Origin of the sequence: Maribacter algarum (ex Zhang et al. 2020) (genome assembly GCF_005885635.1) — a bacterium.
Taxonomy (GTDB): Bacteria; Bacteroidota; Bacteroidia; order Flavobacteriales; family Flavobacteriaceae; genus Maribacter_C; species Maribacter_C algarum.
Genome location: NZ_VATY01000004.1, coordinates 82,012 through 102,436 on the forward strand (window position 1 = coordinate 82,012; position 20,425 = coordinate 102,436).

The window sequence follows — 20,425 nt, forward strand, 5'->3', positions numbered from 1 at the left end:
TTTTGATTTATTTTTGGGCATATGGAATTTAAATAGGTTTTTATTCAAATTTTATGACGGGAAAAGAGATTCCCTTCGTCAAGGGAATGAAAGTAAATTGATTTATATGAAGGATACATACGATTTCGGATTGGTAGGTTTAGGCGTCATGGGACGCAATTTTATTTTAAATGTAGCAGATAACGGATTTTCCGCTTTTGGTAATGACCTCGATTTAGACAAAGTAAATGCACTTATACAAGAAGGTGGTGACACGCAAAAGGTAAATGCCTCCGACGATGCTAAAACCTTTATTGAAGCTCTTTCTACGCCAAGGAAAATCATGTTGTTGGTCCCTGCTGGAAAAATTGTCGATGCTGTAATTGAGAATTTACTTCCCCTTTTGGATAAAGACGATATTATTATTGATGGAGGAAATTCTTACTTTACCGATACCGATAGACGGGATTCCTATTTAGCGGAAAAAGGAATCCATTTCTTTGGAGCGGGAGTTTCAGGCGGTGCCAGCGGAGCTCGCCTCGGGCCGAGTATCATGCCTGGTGGAAATCGCGAAGCGTATCAACACGTAAAACCGATTTTCGAAGCGGTTTCAGCAAAATATAAAGGTGAGCCCTGCGTAACCTATTTGGGTCCAAAATCTGCAGGAAACTATGTGAAAATGGTGCATAACGGTATTGAATACGGACTTATGCAATTGACCTCGGAAATCTATGATTTGCTTAAAAAAGGTGGAGATTTCAATAATAATGAATTACATCAAACCTATTCGAAATGGAACTCTGGAAGATTACAATCTTTTTTAGTTCAAATCACTTCTGAAATTTTTGCACAAGATGACGAATTAGGAGAAGGCAAGTTAGTCGATAAAATATTAGACAAAGCCAAACAAAAAGGTACGGGCAAATGGACAAGCCAAAATGCGATGGACTTAGGTATACCAGTACCTTCTATTGATATCGCGGTAAGTATGCGTGAGATATCTGCTTTAAAAGATGAACGTATTACTGCCGATAAATTGTATGACCGTCCTGCTATCGAGCATATGGATAAGATTACATTAGAAAAACTAGCGGAAGAAGCTTTGTATTTCTCATTCATCATCACTTATGCGCAAGGCTTGCATCAATTGGCAGATGCTTCTAACGAATATGGCTATGAATTGGAGATTGCCGAAATCGCTAAAATCTGGCGGGCAGGCTGTATTATTAGAGCAGGACTCCTAGCCGATATCACCGAAGCTTTTAATGCGGACAAGAATCTTCCAAATTTGTTGCTCTCCCCTTCTTTTATCAAAAAGGTGCAAAGTACAGTTGATTCAACCCGGAAGTTGGTAGCTTATGCTGCCAAAAATGGTATTCCTACCCCTGGGCTTTCAAATTCATTGACCTATTTTGATGCCTATACTTCCTCAAGATTGCCTTTAAACCTAATCCAGGCACAACGTGATTATTTTGGGTCGCATACCTATGAACGTTTAGACCGTGATGGAGTTTTTCATACGGAGTGGGAGAAATAGCTTAAACATCTAAAATGCCCAAAACCCAATATAAAGTCTATGTCATCGAACTCTATAAAAAGGTATACACAGAGAATAGAAAATTTCGTGAAGCTAATCCACAGTTCAATGGGGTACTGCAATGTTTGTATGTGGGTATAACGAGTAAAACTCCCAAAGAGCGTTTTGAACAGCACAAATCAGGCTATGTCAATAAAAAAGGTCATAAGCTTTCTGCCAACATCGTAGAGAAATATGGTTTGTATTTACGTGGAAGCCTTTTTCAACATATCGACCCCGTTACCAGTTGGGCTGAAGCACTAAAACTTGAGGAAAATTTAGCTCTGGAATTGCGTAGACAAGGTTATGCGGTTTGGTTTAATTGATTATAAAATCAAAATCCCAAATTCCAACAGCAAATTTTGGAATTTGGGATTTAAAATATGGAATTTCAATAAGCTCTACTTACTGAGATACATTTTACGTCTTGCATATAAGTTATAGAACTCATCATCCTTCAAACTATCAATAAACAAGATGCTTTCCCCCGTACTCTTCATTTCAGGTCCTAAGTTCTTATTTACATTAGGGAATTTGTTGAAAGAGAATACCGGCTGTTTAATCGCAAAACCTTCCAGCTCAGGGTTAAAATCGAAATCCTTCACTTTCTTTTCCCCTAACATCACCTTAGTAGCATAGTTCACATAAGGTTCCTTGTAAGCTTTTGCAATAAAAGGAACGGTTCTAGAAGCTCTCGGATTTGCTTCGATGATGTATACCTTATCGTCTTTAATCGCAAACTGAATATTAATTAGACCTACGGTATTGAGCTCTAAGGCAATCTTTTTCGTGTGATCTTTGATTTGCTGCATTACAAATTCCCCTAAGTTAAAAGGCGGAAGCGTTGCATTTGAATCTCCAGAGTGAATACCGCAAGGTTCGATATGCTCCATGATTCCGATAATGTAGACATCCTTTCCATCGCAAATAGCATCTGCTTCAGCCTCAATAGCTCCATCTAAGTAATGGTCTAAGAGTAATTTGTTATTTGGAATTTTACGAAGCAAGTCAACCACATGTGCTTCTAAATCCTCTTTATTAATTACGATTTTCATTCCTTGACCACCAAGAACATAAGAAGGTCTTACCAACAAAGGAAACCCAAGTTCGTCAGCCAAGTGTAAAGCTTCATCAGCAGTTTCGGCAACACCAAACTTCGGGTAAGGAATATCATTTTCTTTCAATAATTTTGAGAAACTTCCCCGGTCTTCCGCTAAATCCAAAGACTCAAAACTTGTACCTATAATTTTGATGCCGTACTTCGAAAGCTTTTCAGCTAACTTCAATGCGGTCTGTCCACCTAATTGCACAATAACTCCTTCTGGCTTTTCGTGACGGATAATATCATAAATATGTTCCCAGAATACGGGTTCAAAATAGAGTTTATCAGCAGTATCAAAATCTGTAGAAACCGTTTCTGGGTTGCAGTTAATCATGATTGTTTCATAACCACATTCCGCAGCAGCCAATACGCCGTGTACACAGCAGTAGTCAAATTCGATCCCCTGCCCAATTCGGTTCGGTCCGGAACCTAAAACGACAATCTTTTTCTTATCAGTAACGACACTATCATTCGCTACGTATCGTTCACCATCTGGCGTTTCAACTTCAGCCTCAAAGGTAGAGTAGTAGTATGGAGTAAGTGCTTCAAATTCCGCAGCACAAGTGTCCACCAATTTGTAAACGCGGTTCACGCTAAGTTCAGTACGTTTGTTATACACTTCACTTTCATAGCAATCCAGCATATGAGCAATCTGTCTATCGGCAAAACCCTTTTGCTTTGCTTCCAGCAGCAATTCTCTGGTAAGGCTAGCAATAGTATATTGTGAAATCTCTTTCTCTAATTGATATAGCTCTTCATATTGTTTTAAGAACCACATATCAATCTTAGTAATGTCATGAATGCGACTCAACGGAATTCCCATTTGAATAGCATCGTAAATCACAAAAACCCTATCCCAACTTGGGATAGTCAACTTGCTTATAATTTGGTCGTAATTCTTATATCCTTTTCCATCTGCTCCTAATCCATTTCTTTTGATTTCTAGGGATTGCGTGGCCTTATGAAGTGCTTCCTGAAAAGAACGACCAATCCCCATTACTTCTCCTACCGCTTTCATTTGAAGTCCTAAAGTTCTATCAGAACCCTCGAATTTATCAAAATTCCATCTTGGAATCTTTACAATTACATAATCCAAAGTTGGCTCGAACAAAGCCGATGTGGATTTCGTAATTTGATTTTCCAATTCGTCAAGCGTATAGCCAATTGCCAATTTGGTAGCGACTTTTGCTATAGGATATCCTGTAGCTTTTGAGGCCAAAGCTGAAGAACGAGAAACTCTAGGATTGATTTCAATAGCAATAATATCTTCATTCTCATCGGGACTAACAGCGAACTGCACATTACATCCCCCTTCAAAATCACCAATGCTGCGCATCATATGAATCGCCATATCTCGCATTTTCTGGTAAGTTTTATCAGAAAGGGTCATTGCGGGCGCTACGGTAATTGAGTCACCAGTATGAATTCCCATTGGGTCCATATTCTCGATAGCACAAATTATAACAACATTGTCGTTTTTATCACGAAGTAGTTCTAATTCAAACTCTTTCCAACCCATCATCGCTTTGTCAATCATTACTTCATGAATAGGCGATATTTCTAATCCCCTACTTAAAAGTTCGTCAAAATCTTCAGGTTTATAAACTATAGAAGCTCCCGCACCACCTAAAGTATACGAAGCTCGAATTACCAATGGAAAACCGAATTCTTGAGCGATTTCCTTTCCCTTTAAAAAAGAGGTTGCAGTCGCTTGAGGTGCCATACCAACACCAATTTTCAACATCAATTCCCTAAATTTTTCTCGATCTTCTGTAATATTGATTGCGTCGATATCAACACCTATCATATCAACCTCAAAGTCTTTCCAAATACCTTTTTCATCGGCTTCGATACATAGGTTCAAAGCAGTCTGCCCACCCATCGTTGGTAATACCGCATCAATTTGTGGATGTTCTTTTAAAATCTCAATGATTGATTTTGTCGTCAAAGGTTTCAAATACACATGATCGGCCATTGACGGATCAGTCATAATGGTTGCAGGGTTACTATTAATCAAGATGGTCTCAATTCCGTCTTCACGTAAGGAACGTAATGATTGTGAACCGGCATAGTCAAACTCGCAAGCTTGTCCAATAACAATTGGTCCTGAACCGATAATCAAAATGGATTTTAAATCTTCTCTTTTTGGCATGTTCTCTATTGTACTTTAATAGTTGATTTATATGGTGTTACGTATAATTACAGCATAAAAAAAAGGTGCTACTTTCGAAAAAGTAACACCTTAAATATTTTAAAAATATGCAATCATTATTTTTTGTGTCTTATCTCAGAGGATACACTTAATTTTTTTCTTCCTTTGGCTCTTCTTCTAGCGAGAACCTTTCTTCCGTTTACAGAAGCCATACGCTCTCTGAAACCATGCTTGTTTCTCCTCTTTCTTTTTGATGGCTGATATGTTCTCTTTTGACCTGGCATTGTTGAATCCTTTTCTTTTTTTGTATACGCTACAGAACGACCTGTAAAACTGGGCGCAAATATACGAAGAGTTTTTGCTTTGCCAAATACAAATGAAAAAATATTTTTACGCATCTCTCCTATCCCTTAAGATTCGTTTTTACTACTTTTGCCACAGCCTAATTTCAGTCAATAGAACACTATGAAACAAGCCATCATACTTTTATGTTTTGTTCTGAGCACATTGTCCTTGCCCGCTCAGACAACACTAGGTTACCATCTCAATACTGGTGATACTTTAATGGTTAAGCAACATGCGCAGCAAACCATTGTGCAAGAACTAGACGGAGCCACCCATGAATTAACCAATGACATGAATGGTATTCTTGAATTTATCGTCTTAGCAGAGAAAGATAGTACCTATGAAATCTCTCTTGCTTTTAAAGATTTAAATCTATTAATGAATTCTAGCATACAGGGTCAGTTAATGGAAGTAAAAGCAAAGGAAGTATCGGAAAATGATGTGCAATCTCAAATTTTTAATAGTCTGTTAAATAATCCTGTTAACTTGACGCTGGCAAAGACAGGAGATATTTTGGAGGTTATCGGTGGAGATAGTTTGGTAACCAAAATGGCTAATGCATCAGGATTAGAAGATGAGTTCTCTAAAAACATGATGAAAAAAGGGCTTGAAAAAGAATTTGGATCCGAAGCGCTTTCGAATAGCTATAAACAACTAACCTATATCTATAGTGACCGTACTGTTACGATAGGAGATTCTTGGCAAAATGAATATCAGGGAAAGCTAAATGCCAAAAATACTTGGACTTTAGAAGCAATCGATGAAACGAATGCCACCATAAGCGGTTCTGCAACTGTTCTTATGGAAACCAATGAATCTGGTACAGTGATGAATTTAGAAGGTACCCAGACCACCAAAATTTTAACGGACGTCCTTTCAGGCTTCATACTAAAAATGACTGTGGACGGTAAGGCCGAGGGCTCATCAACCATGGCCCAACTGGGAGATCAAAAAATACCGACCTCCATAACATCAAAAATTACCTACGAATTAATCAAAGACTAAAACATGTTTAATAAAATTTTCAAACTTATTATTGCCGGGTTGCTAATTGCTTATGCAGGGTATCAATTTTATGAAGGGGGAATTGGCAATGGTATTTTCCTGATACTTCTTTCATTCATATTTATTTTCCTGTATTTCAGAAATGAAATGATTTTATTGGCCTTTCTTCGAATGCGAAAACAGGATATGGTCGGCACCCAAAAATGGCTAAATAAAATCAATGACCCTGAAAAAGCATTGACCACCAAACAGCAAGGCTATTACAATTATTTGCATGGGATTATCTTTTCTCAAACCAACCTTACCCAAGCTGAAAAATACTTTAAAAAAGCCCTCAAATTAGGTTTAACAATGGATTATGATGTGGCCATGGCAAAATTGAGCTTAGCGGGTATAGCTATGCAAAAGCGTCGTAAACGAGAGGCTACTATGCTACTTCAGGAAGCAAAGAAGTTAGATAAGAACAAGATGCTCACTGAACAGATTAAGATGATGCAACAGCAGATGAAGAAGATTTAGTTGGCAATTGGTAAAAATTAGAAACAAAAAGCACTTCTACGTAGAAGTGCTTTTTGTTTTCTTTGTATTCAGCCGTCAGCCAATCACTTATTTGGAGTCTTTATAATATCCCTTGTTTGGTATTTGAATCGTATACTTCTTCCCAGACTGATTATTCAGGTGTGGTTCACGTAACCATGGATTATGTCTTTTCAATACCTTATAATTAATACCGTACTCTTTCGCAAAATCCGCAAAGTTCGCAACTGGCTTATCCACCTCGACGGTAAACGTTGGCACTGCTGAGTAGAGATCTTCCTTTTCAATATCAAAACCATACTTCTCAGGATTACTTAAAATCTCCTTAATAGCCATAATTCTGAAGACGTAACGACCTGTTTCTTGTCCTAATAACAAATCGTAGTAATCATTGACTTTTTGGATTCTTAAATATTTATCTACTGAGCCCGTGCCCGTATTGTAGGCGGCAGCGGCTAAGGTCCAAGAACCATACTTCTTTTTATACTTGTTCAAATATTGACAAGCTACCTCTGTAGATTTTTCTAAATGATAACGCTCATCTACGTTTTGATTGATTTCCAATCCGTATTCTTTACCTGTAGCTTTCATTATTTGCCAAAAACCTGTTGCTCTGGCGCTGGAAACTACATTTTGTAATCCGCTTTCTGCGACTGCTAAATATTTAAAGTCCTCAGGAATTCCGTTTTTTGCCAAAATTGGTTCAATAACAGGAAAATATTTGTGCGCTCTTTTCATTAACAACAAAGCATTTGACTGCCAGTAGGTGTTTACCAGAAACTCGCGGTCGACACGTTCCATAATCTCAGGGTCTTCTTGAGGCACCGGCTCGCCGGCAAAATTCAAATCTTCCGGAATATCAATAGCAGATATTTTATAGCCCTCCGAAACATTCTTCTCAGCTTCATTTTCGGCCAAATCATTTGCATCGTCGGCCTTTGATTGCATAGCAAACAATAAAGTGCTCACAACTAAAAGGACTCCAAGCCCCATTAAAATATTCTTTAAAATTTTCATTCGTATTGATTTAATCTGTTATTCAAAGGTATAGAACGCATTCTAAATTGCATCTTAAATACAACTCATTTATTCTAAAATAATTGCAGGCAAATGCTCATTAAACCACTTCGCACGGTGAATTATCATCGTATGTGTCCCATTTTTAACAGGAATGCAATTCTTGATGTTTCCAATTGGAAAAACGTTGTCCTTATCTCCATGTATATGCACTAGACAATCCGGACAGTAAGTCTGCTTCCAATTCACAATCTGATCTATAGACCAGTCGATGTAATACTTATCTTTTAAAGAGAGATATTCCTCATATAATTCCAAACGTTTATTAACGGTTTCCCCAAATGCATATTTTGCTAAAAGTTCCACATTATTTACCAAACCTGTCGGAAGTAATTTATGTACTTTGGTATACTTTGCAAAAAGCATACGTTTGGGTAATTCTGATTCGTGTTTCACACTTGAAACTACAATTACCTTTCTTGTTTTTATATTTCTCGCCATTTCTTGAACGAGCATTCCCCCGAAAGAAACCCCAACCAATATGATATTTTCGTGACTGATACTCTCGGTCATTTTCAAAGCATATTCTGCAAGTGTCATATTTTTATCAGGAACGAACCATGACAACAAATGCTGCTCAAATTGGTCCTCAGGAAGTTGTATATGCTTAAAAATTGATGGATTTGCTGCCATTCCTGGCATGAAGTAAACATGAATCTTATTGTCGGTCATATAATACAATGCAGGCTTTAACTAGGAAATTCGTAATTTTTTCAGTACTTTTGTATGCTGCTTTTAAAAAAGCCCCTAGAGTTAACTTTTGTAAAAGTATATAAAATTACGGTTCGAGAACCCCGTAATTTTTTTGTCTTAAACCAACTTTAAAATCAGACTATATGAATGAAGTAGAAATTAAAGACAACAGTTTCTTGCGTCAATTCGAAACTAGCGTGGAAGGACACCTTGCTAAAATCGAATATTCATCTCAAGAGCGTAAAGTCTTTTTAACCAAACTGGTAATTCCTGAAGCAATTACCAAAGATGCATTTAAAGAGGATTTTATCAAATCCGTTTTACATCACATTCAAGAGAAAAACCTTAGAGTTGTACCTACCAGCCCGCAGATTGCAGGTTTTCTAAGAAAAAACAGACAGTACAAAGAAATGTTACCAGTTGGAATTCGAATCTAACAAAACCTTTCTGAAAAAATCAACCTCCTTTTAAGGAGGTTTTTTTATGCCTTCACTGAACTTGAAACAAATTCAAATCGAACGACCCCATCTTCATCAATAGCTGTTAGCTCCACTTCGTGTAAAGTATTGACTAATTCAGGATTCCAAGGTGCTTTCACTTTAACATAGTTCTCAGTAAATCCGTGGATATACCCTTCTTTGTTCTCTCCTTCAAACAAAACTGTTCTTGAAGTACCCAATTGACTCTCGTAAAAAGCTCTTCTTTTCTTAACCGATAGTCCCCGTAACATTTTACTACGCTTGCTTCGCACATTTTTAGGTACCACACCAACCATTTCAGCCGCTGCAGTATTATCGCGTTCAGAATACGTAAAGACATGCAAATAAGAAATATCAAGTCCATTCAGGAAATGATAGGTTTCTAGAAAATGTTCATCGGTTTCACCCGGGAATCCGACAATAACATCAACCCCAATACAAGCATGAGGCATAGTTTCTTTGATACGCCTGACTCTATCAACATACAAATTGCTCAAATAGCGGCGACGCATGAGTTTGAGAATAGCATCACTCCCACTCTGCAAGGGAATATGAAAATGTGGCACAAATGAATTGCTATTCGACACAAATTCGATTGTCTCATTTTTAAGAAGGTTGGGCTCTACTGAGGATATACGCAATCGGTGAATACCTTCAACTTGATCCAAAGCCTTTACCAAATCTAAAAAAGTATGTTCGTGCTTCTTGTTTCCAAATTCACCCTTTCCGTAATCTCCTATATTAACTCCTGTTAGTACAATTTCCTTAATTCCTTTAGCAGATATTTCAGCTGCATTCTTCATAACATTTGCTACCGTATCACTTCTAGATATCCCCCTTGCTAAGGGAATCGTACAATAGGTACATTTGTAATCACAACCATCTTGCACCTTTAAAAAGGCCCTTGTTCTATCTCCTATTGCATAACTACCTACGTAGAAATCAGCATCTTCAATTTCACAAGAGTGTACTTCTCCCATGTCATTCTTTGAAAGGTCGTTGATGTAATCGGTAATCTTAAATTTTTCTGTAGCTCCTAAAACCAAATCTACTCCATCAACAGCAGCTAACTCCTCTGGCTTCAACTGTGCATAACAACCAATAGCTGCAACAAAAGCCTCAGGATTTACCTTCTGCGCTTGTTTCACTATGGTTTTGAAACGCTTGTCTGCATTTTCAGTGACTGAACAGGTATTAATCACATACATATCCGCATTTTCAGAAAAGTCCACACGCTCAAAACCTTCTTCTTGAAAACCTCTTGCAATAGTAGAAGTCTCTGAGAAGTTAAGCTTACAGCCCAATGTGTAAAATGCGACTTTCTTTTTCACAACAATTACCTAATAATTTCTCCATTTCTGGGTGAGTTCAAATACGTGCTCTAAAATCCTTGCCTCAACATCATTAAACTCCACTCCCCTTCTAGCCATCATCACTTTAGCAACTTCAAATGCCTTTCTAGGCAGATAACTTGAAAAGCCAGATGCACCGCCCCAGCTAAAACTAGGAACAAAATTTCTTGGAAACCCTGGCACATATATGTTGCAATTTACACCGATAACCGTACCCGTATTAAACATGGTATTGATTGCCGTCTTGCTATGGTCGCCCATCATGAGCCCACAGAATTGTAACCCAGTTTGGTCAAATTTTTCGGTGGCGTAATTCCATATTCGGACTTTCGCATAATTATTCTTTAGGTTAGAATTGTTAGAATCTGCCCCAATATTACACCATTCTCCCAAAACCGCATTTCCAAGATAGCCTTCATGACCTTTACTAGAATAGCCAAAAATTACGGTATTGCTCACTTCTCCACATACTTTCGAATGAGGGCCAATAGTTGTAGCGCCATACATCTTACCGCCCATTTTTACCGTTGCATTATCACAAAGAGCAAATGAACCTCGTATGAGACTTCCCTCCCAAACTTGAGCATCCTTGCCAATATAAATAGGTCCATCAGTAGCATTCAAAATACTAAACTCAACGCTTGCACCTTCTTCTAAAAAGATATTCTCCGGATTAATTAAATTATTGGTACTAGAAATGGGTTGACTTTTTCTTCCCTCGGTGATAAAATCAAAATCTGCCTGAAGTGCCACTTCATTCTTTGAAAAGATATCCCAGGTATATTCTATTCGAATAATATCCCCTGTATATTCCTTCTGATTAAAAGATGAAAGGTCAATATCATTTTGTGTTTCTTTGGAGTAGAAGGCAACTACATCATCTTCATAAAAAATAGCTTCATTCTCTCCAAGTGCCTTCACCATATCGACCAGTTCTGCATTCGGTAAAAACGATGCGTTTATCAAAACATTCTGCTCCATTTCTACCATCGGATACTTTTCAGACAGGTAGTCCTCAGTAATCGTTGTGGTTGTATTGCCTAAATATTTTTCCCATTTCTCTCGAATAGTTAAAATACCAATCCGAATATCAGCAACGGGCCTCGTAAATGTAAAGGGAAGCAGCGCTTCTCGAACGGGACCATCAAAAAGAATGTAATTCATCAATTCTAATTTTGAGCAAAATTAACAAAAAACGCCTCCGATACTAGGTATCAGAGGCGTAAGGTATATTTTATCTGTAAAATACGGTCTATTCTTCTTCTTTGCTAGCTTCAGCCTCAACTTTAGGAGCTTCTTCCACTTTAGGAGCCTCTTCAACAGCAGGGGCCGCCTTCTTTTTAAACTTGTCGTATTTGCTTTTGAACTTGTCAATTCGACCAGCAGTATCCAAAAATTTGGCTTTACCAGTGTAAAACGGATGTGAAGTTCTAGATATTTCTAATTTTACCAAAGGATACTCAACACCATCAACTTCTAATGTTTCCTTTGTATCAGCTGTAGATTTTGTCAAAAATACATCGTCATTAGACATGTCTTTGAAAGCTACCAATCTGTAATTCTCTGGGTGAATCCCTTTTTTCATTGTAATAAACTTTAACGCACCCATTCCGACAGGCACTAAATTCAGCCTGCAAATTTAATTCTTTTTATTTAATCCGCAATTTAAATTCTAAAAAAGAAAGCCTAAAAATTGTAACTTTAAGATGTAACAAAATTCCTTTTAAAACAACTAACCAAAACAACAACCTAAAAACATTATAAAATGGAAGAAAATCAACCTAAAACAGGAAAGTTTGCATTAACCTATGGAGTCATTCTAGGTGGTATTGGTATTGTATTTGCTTTAATGCTTTATTCAGTAGACATGCATTATCAAGGCGGATTCATGGTAATGTCTATATCGTTAGCCCTTACTATAGCGGCTATTGTCATTGGAATGATTCAATTTCGTAAAGCAAACAATGGTTTTTTATCTTTGGGAGAGGCCATGAAAGTTGGTGTAGGAATTGCTCTTGTCGGAGGAATTATTGGAATCTTGTTCAATCAGGTAATGGCTAATGTTATTGACCCAGAGATGATGACCAAAGCAATGGAATTTCAAAAAGCTGCATTAGCTGAAAGTACAAAGATGACACCGGACCAAATCGATCAGCAAATGGAGATGGGGAAAAAATTCTCTACCCCGGGAATACAGGTAGCTATTGGACTCGTATTTAGTTTAGTCTTTGGTCTTATAATTTCTTTGATTTCGGGATTGATTCTAAAAAGAACAGAAAACCTTAACTAATTTGTACTTTTGATAAGACAATCAGAAGTAACCAATGAATTTATCAGTAGTAATTCCTTTACTTAACGAAGAAGAATCGTTGAAAGAACTTCATGATTGGATTGCAAATGTTATGCAATCCAATCATTTTTTATACGAGATTCTTTTTATCGATGATGGTAGCACTGATGATTCGTGGAGTATTATTTCAAGTTTAGCCCAAAGAAATCCTTCAGTTAAAGGAATTCGATTTCAACGAAATTTCGGTAAGTCACAAGCACTTCATGCAGGTTTCAAGGCTGTAAAGGGTGATGTAGTAGTTACTATGGATGCCGATTTACAGGATAATCCTGAAGAGATTCCTGAACTCTATAAGATGATTCACGAAGAAGGCTTTGAATTGGTTTCTGGATGGAAGAAGAAACGTTACGACTCCATATTGTTCAAAAATCTACCTTCGAAACTATTTAACTGGGCCGCTCGAAGAACATCAGGTGTAAAACTTCATGATTTCAATTGTGGACTTAAAGCCTATGACAAAAAAGTGGTCAAGAATATTGAGGTTTCTGGAGAGATGCACCGCTACATTCCCGTACTGGCCAAAAATGCCGGCTTCTCGAACATAGGAGAAAAAGTAGTACAGCATCAGGCTCGTAAATATGGAAAAACCAAATTTGGAATGGAACGATTTATAAATGGATTTTTAGATTTAATTACCATTTGGTTTGTCTCCAAATTCGGAAAAAGACCTATGCATCTTTTTGGTGCTTGGGGCGTGTTAATGTTTGTTATCGGGTTCGGATTTGCTTTATATCTAGGAATTGACAAGCTCTTTATTAATCCCACCGGAAGACTTATAACATCGCGCCCTCAATTTTATATCGCATTAACCTCAATGCTCATCGGTTCACAGTTGTTTTTAGCCGGATTTTTAGGTGAAATGATTATCCGTTCTAAAAAGAATGAAGCTCGTTATACGGTTTCTGAGGAAATCAATCTCTCGAACCAAAAAGAGCAATATTCTTCTTAAATTTGTAGTACTAAACAGACAATAAACTTATATGAATGCCATTTTAAGAACTGCCCATAGTTGGCTTACTGATTTTTTTGATGAAAATATTAGAAAGGAAGTTCAAAATCTAATTGATACAGACCCTGAAGAGTTGAAAGACCGTTTCTATAAAAACATGGAATTCGGTACAGGTGGAATGCGCGGAATGATGGGTGCTGGCACTAATCGCATTAACAAATACACTTTAGGAAAAAGTACTCAAGGCCTAAGTAATTATCTTAGAAAAACTTATACCGAAGAAGAAATAAAGGTCGTAATCGCCTATGATTGCAGACACAATAGTGATACGCTTGCCAGGACAGTAGCAGAGGTTTTTGCGGCTAACGGTATCAAAGTCTTTCTCTTTTCAGAATTGCGTACTACTCCTGAACTGTCTTTTGCTGTGCGTCATTTAAATTGTCATGCGGGTATCGTTTTAACGGCCTCTCATAACCCTCCGGAATACAATGGATATAAAGTATATTGGACGGATGGCGGACAAATCGTACCACCACAAGACGGGGAAATTATTTCGGAAATCAATTCGCTTTCTTTTGAGGACATTAATTTTTCTTCGGATGATAGTTTGATTCAAATTATCGACAAGGATGTTGATGAGGCTTTCATATCACAATCTGTTGAAAAAGGAAGTTTTGGTGCGGCTGGGAAAGATGATTTTAAAATCGTTTTCACATCTTTACATGGCACCTCGATTACGGCTATTCCTGAAGTTTTAAAACGTGCTGGATACAACAATGTTACTGTAATTTCAGAGCAGGCAAAACCAGATGGTGCTTTTCCAACGGTAGTATCTCCAAACCCTGAGGAACCAGAGGCTTTATCAATGGCCGTAGCAAAAGCAGAAGAAATTGGTGCTGATATGGTAGTTGGCACTGACCCCGATAGTGATCGTTTGGGAATTGCCGTTCGTAACCTTTCAGGTAAGATGGAAATCGTAAACGGTAATCAAGCTATGGTTTTAATGACCAGGTTCCTCCTGGACAAACAAAAGGAAAAAGGTTTTGATGGAAATGAGTTTATAGCGACAACTATCGTTTCCACACCCATGATGGAAACGATGGCAAAGGCTTACGGGGTAGAATTCAAAACTGCTTTAACCGGATTTAAATGGATCGGTAAAATGATAAAGGACTTCCCACAATCCAAATTCGTGGGTGGCGGTGAAGAAAGTTTCGGTTATATGGTTGGTGATTTCGTTCGTGACAAGGATGCGGTTACTTCTACCCTACTCGCCTGTGAAATTGCGTCTCAGGCAAAAGCCAACGGAAGTTCTTTCTACAAAGATTTGATTGATTGTTATGTTGACTATGGATTTTACAAAGAACATCTAGTTGCCTTAACAAAAAAGGGCATGAGCGGCGCAGAGGAAATTAAACAAATGTTGAAGGATTTCAAGGAGAACCCAGTGGATTCTGTTGCAGGTTCCAAAGTAAAATGGATTGAAGATTATAATACTTCAATGGCGACAAATGTAATAACCGGAGAAGAAAAAACAATCGATTTACCAAAGTCCAATGTTTTAATTTACGAAACCGAGGATGGAACCCGAGTTGCCGCAAGACCTAGCGGAACAGAGCCTAAGGTTAAATTTTATATCACTACAAATGCTAGACTACAGAACGCTTCTGATTACAATAAGGTTAATGCACAACTTGACACGAAGATTCAAACCATCCTTTCGGAACTCCAATTGAGTTAATGGACTATTTTAAAAAAATTCTACGCTTTGCGAAACCATATGCTAAGTACGGTTATCTGAATATCTTTTTTAATATTCTTTATGCGCTTTTCAGTGCATTGTCATTTGCTGCCTTGATTCCGATGTTGAATGTTTTGTTTGAAAAAGACAAACCCGTAACTGAACTTCCTGTTTTTACTGGTATCGGTAATTCAATGGATTATATAGAGGGTTACCTCGGTTATCATGTTACCCAATATTCAGGAGGAGACAAAATGAAAGGTTTAGTTCTGGTAATAGGACTGATTTTAGTCCTATTCTTGCTTAAAAATCTTTTTAATTATCTAGCGATGTATTTTATCACCTTTCTTCGAAACGGTGTTTTAAAAGACATTCGGAATCAGATGTATGAGAAGATAACACAACTTCCCATTTCATATTATTCTGAAAAGCGAAAAGGAGATGTAATTGCTAGGATTACTTCTGATGTCTTGGAAATTCAACACTCTTTCCTTTCTATTTTGGAATTAATCGTGCGTGAACCCTTAACTATTCTTTTCACGATTCTCATCATGTTTGGCATTAGTGGTAAGTTGACACTGTTCGTTTTTATTTTTATTCCTTTAGCTGGTGGAATCATTTCATGGATTGGAAAATCTCTAAAGAAACAATCAGACGATGTTCAATCAGAGCAAGGTCAATTCCTTTCTATTGTTGAGGAAACATTGGGCGGTTTGCGAGTAGTGAAGGCATTTAATGCTGAGTCGAAATTTTTCAAAACCTTTTCCAGTTCAACTAAACGTTTTTTTGATTTTAGCAATAAACTACTTAACCGTCAAAACTTAGCCTCACCCTCAGGTGAATTTCTAGGAATCTTGGTCATAGGTGTTTTATTATGGTTTGGAGGCAAAATGGTTATCGTAGATAAAACGCTCGATGCTTCTCAATTCATTGCCTATATGGGATTAGCCTATAACATTCTAACACCTGCAAAATCAATTAGTAAAGCTTCTTACGGGGTGAAAAAAGGAAACGCCGCAGCGGAACGTGTTTTGGAAATTCTAGAAACTATAAATCCGATTTCGGAAATTGAGAATGCCATAGACAAATCCGATTTTGATTCGGAAATAGAATTAAAAAACATCTCTTTCAAATATGAAGACGATTATGTTTTGAAGAACTTCAACCTGAAGGTACCAAAAGGCCATGCTGTGGCATTGGTCGGGCAGTCGGGCAGTGGCAAAAGTACGATTGCGAATCTAGCAACCCGTTTTTACGATGTAAACGATGGAACAATCGAAATTGATGGTATCAATATAAAAGACATGACGAAAAAATCCCTACGAGATCTTATGGGATTAGTCACGCAAGATTCTATCCTCTTCAACGACACCGTTAAAAAAAATATCGGATTAGGAAAAGAGAACGCTTCTGAAGAAGAAATAATAGAAGCAGCAAAGATTGCCAATGCGCACGAATTTATTTCTGAGTTGCCTGAAGGTTATGACACCAATATTGGTGATAGCGGCAATAAGTTAAGTGGTGGACAAAAACAACGTCTCTCTATTGCTAGAGCGGTTTTGAAGAATCCCCCGATAATGATTTTAGACGAAGCTACTTCCGCCTTAGACACTGAAAGTGAGCGTTTAGTACAAGATGCTTTGGAGAAGATGATGTTGAACAGAACATCAATTGTGATTGCCCATCGTCTGTCCACCATTCAGAATGCAAATACCATTGTTGTACTTCAAAAAGGAGTGATTGTTGAGCAAGGTTCTCACGAGGAGCTACTTGCAAAGAATGGCACCTATAGAAAACTGGTGGAGATGCAATCTCTAGGTTAAATACAAAGTAAGAAGTACGAGGTTTCCATTCCTAAACTATTTTTGTCAAAAAAACTTAAAGGTCGAAGGAAACGCATTTGCAAAGGTATCTTCTGACTTATTTATTTCGTATTTCGTTTTCGTATTTCGAACCTATCAAATTAAACCTTTTAGTAACTTTAGAGTCAAAGCTAAGAACTCAAACTAACAATTTTTGATAGCTGAAGCCGATTTAGTAAATCAGTTAAAAGACCCGAATGCCCAATCAAAGGCTTTTGAGGTGTTGGTGAACACCTATAAACAAAGGCTTTATTGGCATATTCGAAGGATTGTATTGAATCATGATGATGCTGACGATGTGTTACAAAACACATTTATTAAGGTATACCGGAATATTGAAGGATTCAAAGGAGATAGTAAATTATATTCTTGGATGTATCGCATTGCAACCAATGAAGCGTTAAGTTTTTTAAAGGCCAAATCAAAGAAGCAAGGCATCGGAAATGAGGAATTACAAAACCAGCTATTAGATAATTTGCAAGCAGATGTGTATTTTGAAGGCGATGAAATACAATTAAAACTGCAAAAGGCTATTGCAACTTTGCCTGAGAAGCAGAAATTGATTTTTAATATGAAGTATTTTCAAGAATTGAAATATGAAGAGATATCTGAAATTCTGGAAACCTCGGTCGGGGGATTGAAAGCTTCGTATCATCTTGCAACAAAGAAAATTGAAGCGTATTTGAAAGACGATTAAACCTTTTAAAGTATTGACAGTCAAATAAAAGTAATGAAAGCGTCAAATAAAAATAATCCATTCAAAACACCTGAAGGTTACTTCGAGAACTTCACAGACGGGCTCATGGATAAATTGAACGAAGAAAAGTTCAACTTGCCCAAAGAAGATGGTTTTGTCGTTCCTGAGCATTATTTAGAGGGATTACATAAAAACATTCAGGAAAAACTGAATTCTGAAGAAACTAAAGTAGTTCAACTAAATCCGTACAGAAAGTATTATTTAACCGCAGCTTCAATAGCAGCCATTATTTTAATTTTCTTTGGATTCAATTGGAACACTCCAGGAGAAATTACCTTTGAAGATTTAGCAAGTACGGACATTGAGAATTACTTTGAATCCAATGAATTAGGGTTGACCACCTATGAGATTGCAGAATTACTGCCTGTAGATGAATTGGAAATCAACGATATATTAGAAAATCAATTCAATGAAGAAAACGTTATCGATTATTTAAATGATAACATAGATGATATCGAAGACCTAAACCTTGAAGATTATGAATAAAAAAATACTCATACTGATAGCCTTTTTGGCGTTGACGGCTAATTTTTATGGCCAACGACGACCAGACCGTGAGAAGATTAAATCGCTCAAAGTAGCTTTCTTCACGGAAAGATTAAGCTTAACCAGTCAAGAAGCGCAAGACTTTTGGCCCATATACAATGAATATGAGAACAAAAGAGAAGCCCTAAGAAAAAAAGAAAGAACTGAGATTCGAAGTAAAATAAAAAATGCTGACGGACTTTCTGAAAAAGATGCGGAAAAACTGTTGGAACAATACATCAGTTTCGAAGACGAGGAAGAAGTTTTAGATAAAACATTTTTAAATGATGTAAGCAAAGTTATTTCGGCAAAAAAAACACTTCTGCTTTTGCGAGCTGAGGAAGAATTCAAAAGAAGATTGATTAAGCAATATCGGGAGAGGCGTCAAGGCGGCGGCGGGTTTAGATAACATCCAAAATTCGATGAAATACATAAAAAAGAGGCTTTTTAGCCTCTTTTTCTATTAAACCTTGTGCAGAACTCATAGTCAAAATAGTATAACCCTTAAATTTTAAACCTATGAAAAATTTAAAATTAGTATTCGTTCTTATGTTGATGTTTGGAATAGTATCATCTGCTACTGCTCAGCGAAAAGTCGTAAAAGTATATCCGAAACATGGTACGGTTGTGACCAAGATTCACAAACCAAAAGTCGTAGTACATAATACAGTAAACTTTCGTTTCGCTGATGGAGTTTGGTACAAGCCAAGAGGTAACAAATTTGTTGTTTGTGCTGCCCCTGTGGGAATCCAAATAAGACATTTACCAAGAGGAAACAAAGTGGTAAAACTTAGAAACGGAAGAAAAGTTTACAAATACAAAGGTATTTGGTATAAAAAACAAGGGCGAGGTTATGTTGTCGTAAATGTATAAGCCATATCCAAAATATCAAAAAGGGAAGCGTAATTGCTTCCTTTTTTACTTAAAGACAAGTTTCGCTATTCTGTTTTTTCCAGCAGCATAAGCAATAGAATCATTTAAAAATCGGATGGTGTAGAACGATTCATCTGAAAGTTGTTTCCAAGAATCTCCTTGGTCACTTGAATACGATATTCCGGTAAAACCTACAGCAACAATTTCTTTACCGCTAGTATTAGGAACGAATTGGACGCAGCTTTTGTATGGTGGGTTTTGTCCATCAGCAATAAGTTCCCATGTTTTTCCACCATCGAAAGTCATTGCCTTGTTTGCACTATTCCCATCGGGATTGGTATAATCGCCTCCTATGGCTATTCCTAAATCCTCATCCCAGAAATCGATGGAATAAATACCTTCTGCCTCGCCTTGATTTAAAATAGGAGTCTCAAAAGCTTCCCAAGTATTTCCTTTATCGGGAGAAAATAAGATACGCTTCGTCGTTGCAATCCAAGTTTTGTTGCCAATAGTTTTGATATTGGTATCACTCGCTGCGAAAGCACCTTCGCCTTCAATCATTTTCGGGAGTACATTACAAGATAGCTTGTTCCAGGTATTCCCGCCATCTCGAGTAATTATAATGGAAATACAGCCGTCTAGGGTATCTCCGACTGCGATTCCTTCTTGGTCATCCCAAAAAGTCATGGCATCGTAGAATACACCATCGCCTTCTTCCATATATACTAAGTCCATAGTCCCTCCATTGCCTGTTTTATAGAGCAATGCAGGGTTTCCCACTGAAAGCATAAAAAAGTCCGTTGAAGAATGTGTGATGGCCCTGAACTCAGGAATACTAGTTTGGTATTTTTGAATTCCTTCCATAATCTTACCCGTCTTTAAATCGATATTGCCAAAAGTTCCTTTATTTGCGGCATATCTCAAGGTATTCCCAACAATATCAATCGCTCGAATACTCAACGTATCTTCATAAATGGGTTCAATTTCTACTGAAGTAAATGGAAGTCTGCTCTCTTTTTCCATACAAGAGAATACAGCGGTAAAAATTAGAAGTAATAAGAGTTTGCGCAT

The 20,425-nt window shown here is 37.3% G+C and carries 21 protein-coding genes; 13 read left to right on the plus strand and 8 right to left on the minus strand.

Annotated elements, in window-relative coordinates; all coding sequences use genetic code 11:
- Window positions 1-106: 106 nt before the first annotated feature.
- Both gndA and FEE95_RS17475 read left to right on the plus strand, forming a co-directional pair.
- Window positions 107-1,516, plus strand: coding sequence for an NADP-dependent phosphogluconate dehydrogenase (gene gndA, locus FEE95_RS17470; RefSeq protein WP_138659312.1), 1,410 nt, complete (start codon window positions 107-109; stop codon window positions 1,514-1,516).
- A 14-nt stretch (window positions 1,517-1,530) separates the two neighbouring features.
- Entirely contained in the window at window positions 1,531-1,881 is a 351-nt protein-coding gene (locus tag FEE95_RS17475; protein ID WP_138659313.1) for a GIY-YIG nuclease family protein, read from the plus strand.
- Between the two features lie 75 nt (window positions 1,882-1,956).
- Here the strand turns inward: FEE95_RS17475 and carB are convergent, their stop codons facing one another.
- Both carB and rpmH read right to left on the minus strand, forming a co-directional pair.
- Window positions 1,957-4,809, minus strand: coding sequence for a carbamoyl-phosphate synthase large subunit (gene carB, locus FEE95_RS17480; RefSeq protein WP_138659314.1), 2,853 nt, complete (start codon window positions 4,807-4,809; stop codon window positions 1,957-1,959).
- A gap of 116 nt (window positions 4,810-4,925) precedes the next feature.
- A complete protein-coding gene (gene rpmH / locus FEE95_RS17485; RefSeq protein WP_138659571.1) occupies window positions 4,926-5,093 on the minus strand; it encodes a 50S ribosomal protein L34 in 168 nt (55 codons plus the stop codon).
- A 181-nt stretch (window positions 5,094-5,274) separates the two neighbouring features.
- On the opposite strand from rpmH, the gene FEE95_RS17490 reads away from it, so the two are divergent.
- Together FEE95_RS17490 and FEE95_RS17495 are read left to right on the plus strand one after the other, a co-directional pair.
- Window positions 5,275-6,159 carry a DUF6263 family protein gene (locus FEE95_RS17490; RefSeq protein WP_138659315.1) on the plus strand — a complete coding sequence of 295 codons (885 nt, stop codon included), beginning with the start codon at window positions 5,275-5,277 and terminating at the stop codon, window positions 6,157-6,159.
- Between the two features lie 3 nt (window positions 6,160-6,162).
- Window positions 6,163-6,678, plus strand: coding sequence for a DUF2892 domain-containing protein (locus tag FEE95_RS17495; protein WP_138659316.1), 516 nt, complete (start codon window positions 6,163-6,165; stop codon window positions 6,676-6,678).
- An 87-nt stretch (window positions 6,679-6,765) separates the two neighbouring features.
- On the opposite strand, the gene FEE95_RS17500 is transcribed toward FEE95_RS17495, so the two are convergent.
- On the minus strand, window positions 6,766-7,713 hold the full coding sequence (locus tag FEE95_RS17500) for a lytic transglycosylase domain-containing protein (protein ID WP_138659317.1): 948 nt from the start codon (window positions 7,711-7,713) through the stop codon (window positions 6,766-6,768).
- Between the two features lie 69 nt (window positions 7,714-7,782).
- Window positions 7,783-8,445 (minus strand): alpha/beta fold hydrolase, encoded by a 663-nt coding sequence (locus FEE95_RS17505; protein WP_138659318.1) that lies wholly within the window; start codon window positions 8,443-8,445, stop codon window positions 7,783-7,785.
- 164 nt (window positions 8,446-8,609) lie between these two features.
- Between FEE95_RS17505 and FEE95_RS17510 the strand changes: the two genes are divergently transcribed.
- The gene (locus FEE95_RS17510) at window positions 8,610-8,903 is read left to right on the plus strand and encodes an N-acetyltransferase (protein ID WP_138659319.1); all 294 of its coding nucleotides are present in this window, start codon (window positions 8,610-8,612) and stop codon (window positions 8,901-8,903) included.
- 44 nt (window positions 8,904-8,947) lie between these two features.
- On the opposite strand, the gene mtaB is transcribed toward FEE95_RS17510, so the two are convergent.
- The 3 genes from mtaB to FEE95_RS17525 all read right to left on the minus strand — a co-directional run bounded on the left by mtaB (window position 8,948) and on the right by FEE95_RS17525 (window position 11,882).
- Complete coding sequence (mtaB, locus tag FEE95_RS17515; protein ID WP_138659320.1) at window positions 8,948-10,276, minus strand: tRNA (N(6)-L-threonylcarbamoyladenosine(37)-C(2))-methylthiotransferase MtaB; 1,329 nt, start codon at window positions 10,274-10,276, stop codon at window positions 8,948-8,950.
- Window positions 10,277-10,285: 9 nt separating this feature from the next.
- Window positions 10,286-11,461, minus strand: coding sequence for a GlmU family protein (locus tag FEE95_RS17520; RefSeq protein ID WP_138659321.1), 1,176 nt, complete (start codon window positions 11,459-11,461; stop codon window positions 10,286-10,288).
- A gap of 88 nt (window positions 11,462-11,549) precedes the next feature.
- Window positions 11,550-11,882: a type B 50S ribosomal protein L31 gene (locus FEE95_RS17525; RefSeq protein WP_238474613.1), complete on the minus strand. Its 333-nt coding sequence runs from the start codon at window positions 11,880-11,882 to the stop codon at window positions 11,550-11,552.
- A 180-nt stretch (window positions 11,883-12,062) separates the two neighbouring features.
- Here FEE95_RS17525 and FEE95_RS17530 point away from each other — a divergent pair, with 180 nt between their 5' ends.
- The 8 genes from FEE95_RS17530 (at window position 12,063) to FEE95_RS17565 (ending at window position 19,354) form a co-directional block, all read left to right on the plus strand.
- Window positions 12,063-12,587 carry a DUF4199 domain-containing protein gene (locus tag FEE95_RS17530; RefSeq protein WP_138659322.1) on the plus strand — a complete coding sequence of 175 codons (525 nt, stop codon included), beginning with the start codon at window positions 12,063-12,065 and terminating at the stop codon, window positions 12,585-12,587.
- A gap of 34 nt (window positions 12,588-12,621) precedes the next feature.
- Window positions 12,622-13,596 (plus strand): glycosyltransferase family 2 protein, encoded by a 975-nt coding sequence (locus FEE95_RS17535; RefSeq protein ID WP_138659323.1) that lies wholly within the window; start codon window positions 12,622-12,624, stop codon window positions 13,594-13,596.
- Window positions 13,597-13,627: 31 nt separating this feature from the next.
- On the plus strand, window positions 13,628-15,337 hold the full coding sequence (locus FEE95_RS17540; protein WP_138659324.1) for a phospho-sugar mutase: 1,710 nt from the start codon (window positions 13,628-13,630) through the stop codon (window positions 15,335-15,337).
- Entirely contained in the window at window positions 15,337-17,160 is a 1,824-nt protein-coding gene (locus FEE95_RS17545) for an ABC transporter ATP-binding protein (protein ID WP_138659325.1), read from the plus strand. Before FEE95_RS17540 ends, FEE95_RS17545 begins: the two co-directional genes overlap by 1 nt.
- Window positions 17,161-17,353: 193 nt before the next feature.
- Window positions 17,354-17,896, plus strand: coding sequence for an RNA polymerase sigma factor (locus FEE95_RS17550; protein ID WP_138659326.1), 543 nt, complete (start codon window positions 17,354-17,356; stop codon window positions 17,894-17,896).
- A 33-nt stretch (window positions 17,897-17,929) separates the two neighbouring features.
- Complete coding sequence (locus FEE95_RS17555) at window positions 17,930-18,442, plus strand: hypothetical protein (RefSeq protein WP_138659327.1); 513 nt, start codon at window positions 17,930-17,932, stop codon at window positions 18,440-18,442.
- Window positions 18,435-18,890 carry a hypothetical protein gene (locus FEE95_RS17560; RefSeq protein ID WP_138659328.1) on the plus strand — a complete coding sequence of 152 codons (456 nt, stop codon included), beginning with the start codon at window positions 18,435-18,437 and terminating at the stop codon, window positions 18,888-18,890. The genes FEE95_RS17555 and FEE95_RS17560 overlap by 8 nt, the downstream gene beginning before the upstream one ends.
- 110 nt (window positions 18,891-19,000) lie before the next feature.
- A complete protein-coding gene (locus FEE95_RS17565; RefSeq protein WP_138659329.1) occupies window positions 19,001-19,354 on the plus strand; it encodes a DUF6515 family protein in 354 nt (117 codons plus the stop codon).
- A gap of 45 nt (window positions 19,355-19,399) precedes the next feature.
- On the opposite strand, the gene FEE95_RS17570 is transcribed toward FEE95_RS17565, so the two are convergent.
- Window positions 19,400-20,425, minus strand: coding sequence for a WD40/YVTN/BNR-like repeat-containing protein (locus tag FEE95_RS17570; RefSeq protein ID WP_138659330.1), 1,026 nt, complete (start codon window positions 20,423-20,425; stop codon window positions 19,400-19,402).